Consider the following 12,075-nt stretch of genomic DNA (forward strand, 5'->3'; position numbering starts at 1 on the left):
GTGCACGGATGCAGTGATTATTCCGCGAACTCGGACTCTTGGCGGCGTTATCTCCGAGCATGCGGTTACCATCACCGGGTGGGGCAGATTCGGATCCGGGACGCCGCAGCGGTGCTCGGCGTCAGCGACGACACCATTCGCCGCTGGATCGTCGCAGGCCGACTGCCCGCGTCCACGCCGGGCAGTGGCGTGACCACCGTCGATGGCGAAGCGCTGGCAACAATGGCGCGGGATCGGGCCGCGACGCCGGCCGATGACGGCACCGGAGTACTCCGATCGGCGCGCAACCGCTTCACGGGACTCGTCACCGATGTCGTCGCCGACACGGTCATGGCGCAGGTGACCCTGCAGTGCGGACCCTTCGAGGTGACCTCCCTGATGAGTGCCGACGCCGCGCGCGAACTGGACCTGAAGCCCGGGGTGATCGCCTCGGCGGTCGTGAAGGCCACCACCGTCATCGTCGAACGGCCGGGGCCCGTCCGGACGGAGACCGACACCGAGGGGGAGCGATGAGGACGAACGCGAGAATCCGGGCGGCCGTGACGGCCGGGGTGGTGCTGGCCGGATCGCTGGTGGCATGTTCGGGGGACGACTCGTCGGGCCGGACGACGCTGAACGTCTATGCCGCTGCCTCGCTGACGAAGACGTTCACCGAGATCGCCGACCGCTACGAGGCGGCGCACTCGGATGTCGACGTGACACTGAACTTCGGCGGCTCGTCGGCTCTGGTGAACCAGATCCGGCAGGGCGCCGACGCCGACGTCATCGCGACCGCCGACGAGAAGACGATGGACACCCTCGGCGACGCCGTCGTCGACCCGAAGGTCTTCGCCACCAACACCTTGGTCATCGTGACCGCCGAGGGGAATCCCAAGGACATTCAGCGTTTCGCCGATCTGCGCACTCCCGGTGTGCGCACGGTGGTGTGCGCCGTAGAGGTGCCCTGTGGTGCGGCCACCGAAAGCGTCGAGAAGAAGACCGGTGTCCGGCTCGAGCCGGTGAGCGAGGAACCATCGGTGACGGCGGTGCTCTCGAAGGTGACCTCCGGGGAGGCCGACGCCGGGCTCGTCTACGTCACGGATGCGAAGTCCGCGGGGCCGAAGATCTCGGTCGTCGGCGACCCGGCCTTCGCGACCGTGGTCAATCGGTATCCGATTGCCGCGCTGAGGAAATCGTCGCACCGCGACGACGCGGCGATGTTCGTCGGCATGGTCACCGGTCAGACGGGCAGCGAGATTCTCGGAAACGCCGGCTTCACCCCGCCGGCGTCCTGACCGGGCGAGGGTGACGATGCGCCGGATACCGCCGCTCCTGTATCTGCCCGCGGCATTCGGTGTCGCCTTCATCCTGATCGGTCCGCTCGCGATCGTCGTCCGGATGCCGTGGCCGGACTTATGGTCGGGCGTCACCTCGCCGGAGTCACTGGATGCGTTGCGGCTGAGTGTGATCACCGCCGTCATCAGCACACTGCTGTGTGTGCTGTTCGGCGTCCCGATGGCCGTGGTCTTCGCGCGGTGGAACTCCGTGGTGATCCGGGTGTTGCGCGCTCTGGTGCTGCTGCCGCTGGTGCTGCCGCCGGTCGTCGGCGGGCTGGCACTGCTCTACGCGCTCGGCCGGTACGGCATCGTCGGGCGGTACCTCGACGATGTGGGCATCACGCTCGGGTTCACCACCGCTGCGGTGGTGGTCGCGCAAACCTTTGTGGCGCTGCCGTTCCTGGTGATCGCGGTGGAGGGGGCGCTGCAGTCGGCGGGGGATGACTACGAACACGTCGCGGCCACTCTCGGGGCCGGACCCGGCCGGACGCTGTGGACCGTCACCCTGCCGCTCGTCCGTCCCGCATTGCTCGCGGGCGTGGTGCTCGCGTTCGCCCGCGCCCTGGGCGAATTCGGCGCCACCATCACCTTCGCGGGCAACCTGCCGGGGACCACCCAGACAGCGCCGCTGCGCATTTATCTCGACGCCATCAGTGATCCCACCCGGGCGTTGCCACTGGCCCTGGTGTTGATGGTGTTCGCGCTGCTGGTGGTCGTCGCGGTGCATGTCCGGGCGGGACGGTCCGCCCTATGACCGGTCTGGTGGCGCAGGTGCGATGCGAGGACCCCGCCCTCGATGTCGATCTCGATGTGGCGCCCGGGCAGACGCTGGCGCTGCTCGGACCGAACGGCGCGGGCAAGAGTTCGACGCTCGCCGTCCTCGCGGGACTTCGGCGCACCGAGGGATCGCGAATCATTCTGGGCGACAGGGTACTTCAGGATGGTCGCCGGTATCTGCCACCGCACCGACGATCCGTGGCGCTGCTCACCCAGCAGCCCCGGCTCTTCCCGCATCTGACGGTGCGCCGCAACGTCGCCTACGGACCATCGGCCGCGCGGCTCGGACGGGCCGAGGTGGACGCTCGGACCAAACGGTGGCTGGAGGCGACCCGAACGACGGAATTGGCCGACGAGATGCCCGGTCGTCTCTCCGGCGGTCAGGCGCAACGGGTGGCGATTGCCCGTGCCCTGGCCGCCGAACCCGAGGTACTGCTGCTCGACGAACCCTTCTCATCACTGGATGTCACTGTGGCCCAGCAGATTCGGTCGATGTTGCGGGAACTCATCACGCAGCGGGACGGTATCACGGTGCTTGTCACCCACGACCCGATCGACGCCGTGAGTCTGGCCGGCCGCATGGTCGTGCTGGCCGACGGCCGCGTGGTCGATCGCGGCAGCACCCGCGAGGTGCTCACCTCGCCGGCGCATTCGTTCACCGCCTCGCTGTCCGGACTGAATCTCGTGATCGGTGTGCGGGACGGAGACGCCGTTGTCGTTGAGGGACAACGGATCACCGGCCGGGTGGTGGACGACGCGGCGCACGGCGCGGCCGCCGCCGCGTTCTCGCCACGCGCTGTCGGTGTGTATCGCGAGGTGCCGCACGGAAGTCCCCGAACCACGCTGCCTGCGCTGATCACCGACGTCGTGCCGCGTGGCGACGGCGCCGTCGTGCGTACCGCATGCGCGGGTCATACCGTCGATGCGGAGGTGACCTGGTCGGCGGTTACAGACCTGGAACTCGCGGCCGGACAGCCGGTGTGGCTCTCGGTGAAAGCGAGTGAGGTGCGGATCTACGGTGTCGGTGAGTCGTCGGACACCGACTCGTCGGGGTCGTGACGACGGTTCGGTTCGAGGGCGCGTCCCCGGAGTCGGCGATAGCCCCGGACATGCAGCGGCGGAATGGATTTCAGATAGAAGCGGTCGTCGTCGGAGAGTTGGTCGGCCACCACGTCGTCGACGAGCGTGGTGCCGGAGCGGGCCGAACCCGCCAATCGCGCGGCGATGTTCACCGGTTCGCCGAAGACGTCCCCGAGACGACTGAGGATCGGTCCCCGCGCGAGGCCGACCCGGATCGCGGGGATCCGTCCCTGTTCGGTCAGCTGATGCATCTCGATGGCGGCGGCCGCGGCGGCGCCAGCATCGCGGAAGGTGAACAGGACGCCGTCGCCGAGCGTCTTGATCACCTGACCGCCCGCTTGTGTGACGATGTCGAAGGTCGAGTCCTCGAATTCCTCGAGCAGCGCCTCCAATTCGTCGAGCGCGATGGAACGCGACAGGCTGGTGTACCCGACGATGTCGGCGAATCCGACGACGAGTTCCATGCGTTCGTCGGAGTCCTGCACCACGTCCTTGGCCAGCGCGAGATGAAGGTGGCGGCGCCAGATGAGCTGCTGTACCTGCCCCAGAGCGGAACTCATCTGGTCGACGGTCCACGGCACGTCCGGGTCGGCGGCCAGCGCACGCAGCTGATCGGCCTGCCATTCCGCGAGTTTGCCGATGCTCTGTCCGATGGCACGCGCCGTGGCCACCTGTGCGCCCTCCGGGAGGGTCAACTCCGCCGCCGCGAAGACCCGCAGTGCTGCGAGGTCGGCCTCGGTGAAGATCTTCTCGCCGGTGGTGCGGCGCGCGAAACCGAAAGCGTTCCAGATCTTCTGGGCGAACTCCTGGGAGAGTCCGAGTTCGGCGATCAGTTCGTCGCGGGTGTAGCGCGGCTCGTCGCTGGTGTCGGCTTCACCCGTGGCGACCCCGGAGTCGCTCTGGGGGGATTCGGTCATGGGCTCCGCTCCGTCGAAGAACTTCCGGCCCAAGCATAGTGGTCCGGTCAGATGCCCAGGACGCCCTTCATCAGATAGGCCATCCGCGCCGAGAAGTCGGGACGGGTGGAACCGCGGCCCATGCGCACCGCGTCGTTGACGACGCTCAACGCCGCGTGGACCGTGACGGCCGCGCTCTCCCGGCTCTGTGTGGGATGCACCTGCATGAGGAGGTCGATCCAGCGGGCGACATAGCGGCGCTGGACGTCGAGCAGTCCGGTCGAGACATCCTGTCCCGCAAGGGCATAGGCGTTGTTGAACGCGACCGAAAGGTCGGGCGTCGCGGTGATGATGTGTACATACGAATCCACCAGCAGGGCAAGAAGTTTCGCCGGATCGCTGGTCGTCGCGTAGACGGCCATCACCCCGGCCTCCAGACGTGTGCCACTGCGCTGGCTGATGCCGGCGAGGATGGCCTGCTTGGACGCGAAGTGTTTGTAGACGCTGGGGCCGGTGATGCCGACCGCGGCGCCGATGTCGTCCATGCCGACCCCCGAATACCCGCGGGCCGCGAACAACGTCGATGCGGCGTCGAGGATCTCGTCCCGCCGGGACGGCGACCCGGTCAGTGTGGCCGGAGTCGGCGGCAGCGGGGGAGCCGACAGCGGGTGCAGGGCGATCACCCGCCGGATCAGGACCTCCATCTCCTCGAGCGCGCGGGCGGTGGAGATCCGCGTGTTGTGCACCGACAGACTGCCCACCACGCTCATCACCGCCCACGCCAACTGGACGGCCTCCCGTTCGCTGAGGTCGGTGCCCAAGGCCAGGGCGTGGGCCCAGCGGTGCAGGATCTGCCGGGTCCGCAGGACCACCTCCCGGTTCTGCTCGGGACTCAGATGCTGGCTGGCCCATCGCCAGAGCGAGGTCGATTGCGGGCGATAAACACCCAGCGCGCACAGTTCCGCGATCAGATCGGTGTTCGGCGGGCGTCCGGCCGCGTCGGCGGGCGCGTCGGCGTCGCCCAGCGCACGGTCGGTGCACGTTTCGAGGTCGTCGACGGCCGCGAGGACCGCGGCCGACAGCAGGGACTGCTTGTCGGCGAAATGGCGGTACACCGAGGGGGCCGTGACCCCGGCCGCGCGTGCGATATCGGCCACCGAGACCTGGGGATATCCGCGGTCGGCGAACAGCCCGGCGGCATGCGTCACCAGCTGACCCTTACGGTCGGCCGGGCGAGAGCGCCGAGATGGCTTCGAGGCAGGCATGGTGAACCGACGATAGCGCATATTTCACACTTGTCGACATTGGTTGACCTCCGGGTATGGCCAAACAAGTTATTCCGCGTTAGCCTCGTGGGGTAACCGTAGTGGTTCATGCGAAAGGAACACCCAAGGTGGCTGATCAAGCATTCATCTACGAGGCGATCCGTACGCCTCGTGGCAAGCAGCGCGGCGGAGCGCTGCACAGCGTCAAGCCGGTCGACCTGGTCTCGGGTCTGATCGACGAGGTCCTGGCCCGTCACGGCGGCCTCGACCCGGCCGACATCAACGACGTGGTTCTCGGCGTCGTGTCGCCCGTGGGTGAGCAGGGTGCGGTCATCGCCCGCACCGCGGCTCTCAACAGCGGACTGCCCGAGAGCGTCCCCGGTACCCAGATCAACCGTTTCTGCGCGTCCGGTCTGGAGGCCACCAACCTGGCTGCGGCCAAGGTCGCGTCCGGCTTCGACGACCTGGTGCTCGCCGGTGGTGTCGAGTCCATGTCGCGCGTGCCGATGGGCAGCGACGGCGGTGCGCTCTTCACCGACCCGGCAACCGCCTACGACAACTACATCGTCCCGCAGGGCATCGGTGCCGACCTGATCGCCACCATGGAGGGCTTCTCCCGCGAGGACGTCGACGCCTACGCCGTCGAGTCACAGAACCGTGCCGAGAAGGCCTGGACCTCCGGCTATTTCACCAAGTCCGTGGTCCCGGTCCGCGACATCAACGGCGTCATCGTGCTCGACCACGACGAGCACCGTCGTCCGGGCAGCACCGTCGAGGGCCTCGGCAAGCTGAAGCCCGCGTTCGCCGCGATGGCCGAGATGGCCGGCTTCGACGACGTCGCGCTGCAGAAGTACCACTCGGTCGAGAAGATCAACCACGTGCACACCGGCGGCAACAGCTCCGGCATCGTGGACGGCTCCGGCCTGGTGCTCATCGGCAGCGAGGAGGCGGGCAAGCGTAACGGCCTGACCCCGCGCGGCCGCATCGTGAGCTTCGCCGAGATCGGTTCCGAGCCCACCATCATGCTCACCGGTCCGACCCCGGCCACCGAGCTGGCGCTCAAGAAGGCCGGTCTGACCGTCGACGACATCGACGTCTTCGAGCTGAACGAGGCGTTCGCGTCGGTCGTCATGAAGTGGATGAAGGACCTGAACATCCCGCACGAGAAGGTCAACATCAACGGTGGCGCCATCGCCATGGGCCACCCGCTGGGTGCGACCGGCGCGATGATCTTCGGCACCGCCCTCGACGAGCTCGAGCGCACCGGTGGCCGCTACGGCCTGGTCACCCTGTGTATCGGTGGCGGCATGGGCGTCGCGACCGTCATCGAACGTCTCTGACCCCCTTCGTCCTCACAGAAAGAATTCGCACAAAGACCATGAGCGACAACATGATCAACTGGGAGAAGGACGGCGACGGGATCGTCGTTCTCACCATGGACGACCCCAACCAGGGCGCCAACACCATGAACGACCTCTACCGCACGTCGATGGAGGCCACCGTCGACCGCCTGGAGGCCGAGAAGGACGACATCACCGGTGTCGTGCTGACCTCCGCGAAGAAGACCTTCTTCGCCGGTGGTGACCTCAAGGACATGACCAGCGGTGCCGGCGACAAGTCCAAGGAAGAGATCGCCACCGAGATCACCAACAGCGCCAACGGCATGAAGGCCGTGCTGCGCCGTCTGGAGACCCTCGGCAAGCCGGTCGTCGCGGCCATCAACGGTGCCGCCCTCGGCGGTGGCCTGGAGATCGCGCTGCACACCCATCACCGCATCGCCGCGGACGTGAAGGGCAGCCAGATCGGTCTGCCCGAGGTCACCCTCGGCCTGCTGCCCGGTGGCGGCGGCGTGGTGCGTACCGTCCGCCTGCTCGGCATCCAGAACGCTCTGATGAACGTGCTGCTGCAGGGCCAGCGGATGAACCCGACCAAGGCCAAGGAGACCGGCGTCGTCGATGAGGTCGTCGGCTCGGTCGAGGAACTGGTACCGGCCGCCAAGGCGTGGATCAAGGCCAACCCCGAGGCGCAGCAGCCGTGGGACGTCAAGGGCTACAAGATCCCCGGCGGCGCACCCACCAACCCGGCGTTCGCGGCGAATCTGCCTGCGCTGCCCGCGATCCTGCGCAAGCAGATCAAGGGTGCCAACATGCCCGCACCGCGCGCCATCCTGGCCGCGGCCGTCGAGGGCGCCTACGTCGACGTCGACACCGCCGACATCGTCGAGACCCGCTACTTCGTGTCGCTGGTGACCGGTCAGGTCGCGCAGAACATGATCAAGGCGTTCTTCTTCGACCTGCAGCACATCAACGGTGGCGGCTCGCGGCCCGAGGGCTACGACAAGTACACCGCCAAGAAGGTCGGCGTCATCGGCGCGGGCATGATGGGCGCGGCCATCGCCTACGTCTCGGCGAAGGCCGGTATGGAGGTCGTCCTCAAGGACATCGACCTCGACGCCGCCAAGAAGGGCAAGGCCTACTCCGAGAAGCTCGAGGAGAAGGCCCTCTCGCGTGGCAAGACCACCAAGGAGAAGAGCGACGCTCTGCTCGCCCGCATCCACCCGACCGTCGACGCCGCCGACTTCAAGGGTGTCGACCTGGTCATCGAGGCCGCCTTCGAGTCGGTCGAGGTGAAGCACAAGGTGTTCCAGGAAATCGAGGACATCGTCGAGCCCGACGCCATCCTCGGTTCGAACACCTCGACGCTGCCGATCACCATCCTCGCCGAGGGCGTCAAGCGCTCCGAGGACTTCATCGGCATCCACTTCTTCAGCCCCGTCGACAAGATGCCGCTGGTGGAGATCATCAAGGGCGAGAAGACCTCCGACGCCACGCTGGCGAAGGTCATCGACTACACCCTGCAGATCCGCAAGACCCCGATCGTCGTCAACGACAGCCGTGGGTTCTTCACCAGCCGTGTCATCGGCACCTTCGTCAACGAGGCCATCGCGGCCGTCGGCGAGGGCATCGAGCCGGCGTTCATCGAGCATGCGGGCACCCAGGCCGGCTACCCGGCCGCGCCGCTGCAGCTCATGGACGAGCTGACCCTGACCCTGCCGCAGAAGATCCGCAAGGAGACCGAGGCAGCGGCCAAGGCCGAGGGCAAGGAGTACCCGGAGCACGGTTCCTTCGCCGTCGTCGACTGGATGGTCGACAACGGACGCACCGCCAAGAAGGACGGCAAGGGCTTCTACGACTACGACGAGAACGGCAAGCGCACCCAGCTGTGGCCGGGCCTGCGTGAGCACTTCAAGTCCGGTTCGACGGAGATCCCGTTCGAGGACATGCAGGAGCGCATGCTCTTCGCCGAGGCGCTCGAGACCGTGAAGTGCTTCGACGAGGGTGTGCTCACCTCCGTCGAGGACGCCAACATCGGCTCGATCTTCGGCATCGGCTTCCCTGCGTGGACCGGTGGTGTCGCCCAGTACGTCAACCAGTACGAGGGTGGCGTCCAGGGCTTCGTCGACCGTGCCCGTGAGCTGGCCTCGAAGTACGGCAAGCACTTCGAGCCGCCGCAGTCGCTGGTCGACCTCGCCGCCAAGGGTGGCAAGCTGACCAACGAGACCATCGGCAAGTAACCCGTAACACCAGTCAGACCCCCGGCCGCCCCGTGCGGTCGGGGGTTTGCTGTTTGTCGCTCACCCAATTCGGTGACGCTCACCCGTCTGGGTGAGCGTTTCCGAAATGGGTGAGCGACATGATGGCTCACGCGGCGATCAGCCCCAGCTGAGTCAGGCGTGGGCGCAGGATGCCCGGCAGTTCGTGCCGCTCAAGTGTGCCCCACTGCCATCGGACGAACAGCGGTCCCAGTGCGCGCAGATCGTGCTCCCGGACTTTCTCGCGAATGATCGCGTCCGCCACGGATTCGCCGGACCGCCGGAGGCGACCGTACTTGTGTAGACCGTCGAACTCTCCGATCAGGAGTCCATCCCAGTCGAAGTCCGTGTGGTACTCCTTGGTGCCGCAGCAGAGCAGCCCGAATCCCCTTTCGTCGCCGGATCTTCAGGATCTCGGCCATCTCCTCGCGGTCGGCGCCGGACCGCAAGGCCGCGTCGAACGCAGTCAACGCCTGCGCGAAATCGCCCATCGTCGCGACATCTACAGCTGTGCGAGCCGGACTGGTGATCGCAATATGGTCGACGATGGTGATGTCGTCGGGCGCGAGGACCGCACCGTGGATATGGCGTTGCGCGCGAACAGATCCACCGCCTCCCCTGCCGGTCGTCACGTGCACGCGAGATCGGTCGGGTTTGAGCAACGGCAGCCCGTGCAGTGCTGCCGCCGAAACGTGGCTCAGCGGCATGGCGGCGCCTGCGACGAGCTCGGACGTCGCGGTAGCGATCGAACGCAGCCGGTACAGGGCGTCCGCACCGTGAGGTGTGCCGAAGGAGTCGTCCGCCGCGACGAAGACACCGGGGGCCAGGCGTATCAGGTCGCCCGAGCGGACAGCAGCGGCGAGGTGATCGTCGGAGATGTCACGTGCCAGTGCCGCGTCGCGGCGGATCAATCCGAAATGGTCGGTGGGGTAGCGCATGAGAATTGGACGCACCCCACGCCGCACCGGTTCACCCCCTTGGTTCGTGCTCACACGTTTCGAAGACGCTCAGCCTGCCGGATGAGCGTGAACGGAAATGGTGAGCGGGAGGCGAAAATGCGTTGCGTGGTACTCGGGCGGGTGGCAAGGTTCTGCGTCGGGCCGAAGAGCAGCCGGTTGCGGGGTACCGCGATCATGTTCTGCGCGTGGTACTTCGGTCCACTTCCTGGTAACGGCTACGGCCCGAGGTTCGACTCCTCTCTGCATTGATGACACCGCCCCCGGGAGCCCGGACACGGACGGTCCAGCGATCGCCGACGCTCGACGAGGCGATCCCACCGTGCGGTCCGCCCGCGGGCGGTGTTCCAGTGATCAGCGAATACCGTTGCCGCATAATCGAATACCGAAATTCCTAAATGACATGTCGCGCATTGACGCAACGAAAGGAGGCCCGTCATGTCCCTGTTCCGCCAGAAGTTCGTCGTCGAACCCGGTCACGTGTTGCTCGCGTACCGGGACGGCTCGCTCGATCGGGTACTCCGGCCGGGCGTCCACAAGCTCCGGGTCGACGACGGCCGGATCGTCGTCGACATGCGGGAGCGCCTGATCCAGGTGTCGCCGCAGGAGGTGCTGACCTCCGACGTGATCCCGGTGCGTGTCTCGATGGTGATGCGCCTCGCCGTCGTCGACGCGGAGGCCTTCACCGAGAAGTCCGCGGATCCCATCGCGATGGTCTACCTGGCCGCACAGGTCGCGCTGCGGAAGGTGTGTGCCGAGCTCTCCGCCGACGATCTGATCGGCCGTGGTGACGCGCTCGACGTCGCACCGATCCGGGATGCCGCCGCGCGGACCGGCGACGGAGTGGGCATCGAGGTGTTCGACGTGCTGGTGAAGGACGTCATCATGCCCGGCGAACTGCGTGCGGCCGCGGTCGAGGCGGCGACCGCCGCGACCCGCGGACGCGCGAAGCTGGAAGCGGCGCGCGCCGAGACGGCCGCGCTGCGGGCGCTCGCCAATGCGGGCCGGCTGCTGGACGCGCATCCGGCGCTGGCGCAGCTGCGCATCGTCGAGGCCGCGCCCTACGGCACCAAGGTGGTGCTGGCGGTGGGCGACACCGGCATCTCCACCGAGGCGCACTGACGCACACGTTTTCCGTTCCCGCTCAGGGTAAAACCTGTCGCGGGAGCGGAAAACGTGAGCGCCCGACGATCAGCGTGCGAGGAACGCGGCGACGGTCGACTCGAAGGCCTCCTTGGCCTCGATCATCACCCAGTGCCCGCACTTCGGAAAGATGTGCAGTTCGGCATCGGGGATGAGACGCATCGGGACCATCGCCATGTCGGGTGGGCTGACACGGTCGTCGCGGCCCCAGGTCAGCAGCACCGGACAGGTGATCTTGTGCATCGACGCCCAGTAGGGCGGCGGCGCATCGGGGCCGGTGGTGAACTGTTGCTGCATCGCGAAGGCCGCCGACCCGTACATGGCGCGGCCGGTCGCCAGCGCGTCGGGATTCATCGCGGCCTCCCAACGCTCCGCGATGAGTTCGTCGGTGACCAGTTCGCGGTTGTAGACCATGCCGTTGAGCCAGCGGATCAGCTTCTCGCGATCGGGCTCATCGGCGAATTCCTGCAGTAGGCGCAGACCCTCGCTCGGGCTCGGGCTGAAGACATTCGGTCCGACCCCGCCGATCGTGACGAGTTTCGCCACGCGGTCGGGTTTGTTGATGGCGAGGTTGATGCCGACGACCCCACCCATCGAGTTGCCGATCATCGGTGCCGAGTCGATGCCCAGCGCATCCATGAAGGCGATGACCGACTTGCCCGCGTTCAACACCGGGATGCCGTCCCAGGCATCGCTCACGCCGAATCCCGGGAATTCCAGGACGTAGCAATGATGGGTCTGCGCGAAGAAGCCCAGGTTGCCGCGGTAATTGCGCCATCCGGTGACGCCGGGGCCGGAGCCGTGGAGCAGGATCAGCGGCGGGGCGTCGGGATCGCCTGCCTCGTGATAGCGCAGCGTGCCTTTGTCGGTGGTCAGTTCGCGTCTGGTCGCGTCGAAGGAGACATCCACGTCCGCAATATTAGAACGCGTTCTACTTTGGTGCCAGCGTCGGTCTCGATACGCGCGCTCGCTGCGCTCGCGGGCTACTCGACCAGCGAGATGCTGCGCTCGCGGGTGACTCGACCAGCGAGATGGCACGCTTGCGGGTGA

Annotated in this window: 11 protein-coding genes and 1 pseudogene; 7 read left to right on the forward strand and 5 right to left on the reverse strand. The window is 67.1% G+C overall.

The window, feature by feature from the left end; translation table 11 throughout:
* The first annotated feature begins 78 nt into the window (after window positions 1–78).
* Genes AC4JJG_RS13010 through AC4JJG_RS13025 form a run of 4 tightly spaced genes read left to right on the forward strand, consistent with a single transcriptional unit; the run spans window position 79 to window position 3,152 of the window.
* Window positions 79–513 (forward strand): TOBE domain-containing protein, encoded by a 435-nt coding sequence (locus AC4JJG_RS13010; RefSeq protein WP_495401449.1) that lies wholly within the window; start codon window positions 79–81, stop codon window positions 511–513.
* Complete coding sequence (modA, locus tag AC4JJG_RS13015) at window positions 510–1,274, forward strand: molybdate ABC transporter substrate-binding protein (RefSeq protein ID WP_495401448.1); 765 nt, start codon at window positions 510–512, stop codon at window positions 1,272–1,274. The genes AC4JJG_RS13010 and modA overlap by 4 nt, the downstream gene beginning before the upstream one ends.
* 16 nt (window positions 1,275–1,290) lie before the next feature.
* A complete protein-coding gene (locus AC4JJG_RS13020; RefSeq protein ID WP_495401447.1) occupies window positions 1,291–2,070 on the forward strand; it encodes an ABC transporter permease in 780 nt (259 codons plus the stop codon).
* Window positions 2,067–3,152: a sulfate/molybdate ABC transporter ATP-binding protein gene (locus AC4JJG_RS13025; protein ID WP_495401446.1), complete on the forward strand. Its 1,086-nt coding sequence runs from the start codon at window positions 2,067–2,069 to the stop codon at window positions 3,150–3,152. The genes AC4JJG_RS13020 and AC4JJG_RS13025 overlap by 4 nt, the downstream gene beginning before the upstream one ends.
* Here AC4JJG_RS13025 and AC4JJG_RS13030 read toward each other — a convergent pair.
* Both AC4JJG_RS13030 and AC4JJG_RS13035 read right to left on the reverse strand, forming a co-directional pair.
* Window positions 3,107–4,090 (reverse strand): adenylate/guanylate cyclase domain-containing protein, encoded by a 984-nt coding sequence (locus AC4JJG_RS13030; RefSeq protein WP_495401445.1) that lies wholly within the window; start codon window positions 4,088–4,090, stop codon window positions 3,107–3,109. The genes AC4JJG_RS13025 and AC4JJG_RS13030 overlap by 46 nt on opposite strands.
* A 47-nt stretch (window positions 4,091–4,137) precedes the next feature.
* Complete coding sequence (locus AC4JJG_RS13035) at window positions 4,138–5,334, reverse strand: TetR/AcrR family transcriptional regulator (RefSeq protein ID WP_495401444.1); 1,197 nt, start codon at window positions 5,332–5,334, stop codon at window positions 4,138–4,140.
* Window positions 5,335–5,462: 128 nt separating this feature from the next.
* On the opposite strand from AC4JJG_RS13035, the gene AC4JJG_RS13040 reads away from it, so the two are divergent.
* Both AC4JJG_RS13040 and AC4JJG_RS13045 read left to right on the forward strand, forming a co-directional pair.
* Entirely contained in the window at window positions 5,463–6,674 is a 1,212-nt protein-coding gene (locus AC4JJG_RS13040) for an acetyl-CoA C-acetyltransferase (RefSeq protein WP_495401443.1), read from the forward strand.
* Between the two features lie 38 nt (window positions 6,675–6,712).
* Window positions 6,713–8,908 (forward strand): 3-hydroxyacyl-CoA dehydrogenase NAD-binding domain-containing protein, encoded by a 2,196-nt coding sequence (locus AC4JJG_RS13045; RefSeq protein ID WP_495401442.1) that lies wholly within the window; start codon window positions 6,713–6,715, stop codon window positions 8,906–8,908.
* Window positions 8,909–9,035: 127 nt separating this feature from the next.
* On the opposite strand, the gene AC4JJG_RS13050 is transcribed toward AC4JJG_RS13045, so the two are convergent.
* Together AC4JJG_RS13050 and AC4JJG_RS13055 are read right to left on the reverse strand one after the other, a co-directional pair.
* Window positions 9,036–9,191 (reverse strand): hypothetical protein, encoded by a 156-nt coding sequence (locus tag AC4JJG_RS13050; RefSeq protein WP_495401692.1) that lies wholly within the window; start codon window positions 9,189–9,191, stop codon window positions 9,036–9,038.
* A 172-nt stretch (window positions 9,192–9,363) separates the two neighbouring features.
* Window positions 9,364–9,864: pseudogene (locus AC4JJG_RS13055) on the reverse strand (type IV toxin-antitoxin system AbiEi family antitoxin); the annotation flags it as partial.
* A 456-nt stretch (window positions 9,865–10,320) separates the two neighbouring features.
* On the opposite strand from AC4JJG_RS13055, the gene AC4JJG_RS13060 reads away from it, so the two are divergent.
* Entirely contained in the window at window positions 10,321–11,004 is a 684-nt protein-coding gene (locus AC4JJG_RS13060; protein WP_495401441.1) for a slipin family protein, read from the forward strand.
* A gap of 69 nt (window positions 11,005–11,073) precedes the next feature.
* Here the strand turns inward: AC4JJG_RS13060 and AC4JJG_RS13065 are convergent, their stop codons facing one another.
* Window positions 11,074–11,934: an alpha/beta fold hydrolase gene (locus AC4JJG_RS13065; RefSeq protein WP_495401440.1), complete on the reverse strand. Its 861-nt coding sequence runs from the start codon at window positions 11,932–11,934 to the stop codon at window positions 11,074–11,076.
* Window positions 11,935–12,075 lie beyond the last annotated feature (141 nt).

The sequence above is a fragment of the Gordonia sp. B8661-1 genome (assembly GCF_059427765.1).

Bases quoted from the DNA above. Each gene is read 5' to 3' on its own strand.
- AC4JJG_RS13035 (WP_495401444.1), bottom strand. From the start codon at position 5,334: ATGCCTGCCTCGAAGCCATCTCGGCGCTCTCGCCCGGCCGACCGTAAG.
- AC4JJG_RS13025 (WP_495401446.1), top strand. From the start codon at position 2,067: ATGACCGGTCTGGTGGCGCAGGTGCGATGCGAGGACCCCGCCCTCGAT.
- AC4JJG_RS13030 (WP_495401445.1), bottom strand. From the start codon at position 4,090: ATGACCGAATCCCCCCAGAGCGACTCCGGGGTCGCCACGGGTGAAGCC.
- AC4JJG_RS13045 (WP_495401442.1), top strand. From the start codon at position 6,713: ATGAGCGACAACATGATCAACTGGGAGAAGGACGGCGACGGGATCGTC.
- AC4JJG_RS13020 (WP_495401447.1), top strand. From the start codon at position 1,291: ATGCGCCGGATACCGCCGCTCCTGTATCTGCCCGCGGCATTCGGTGTC.
- modA (WP_495401448.1), top strand. From the start codon at position 510: ATGAGGACGAACGCGAGAATCCGGGCGGCCGTGACGGCCGGGGTGGTG.
- AC4JJG_RS13060 (WP_495401441.1), top strand. From the start codon at position 10,321: ATGTCCCTGTTCCGCCAGAAGTTCGTCGTCGAACCCGGTCACGTGTTG.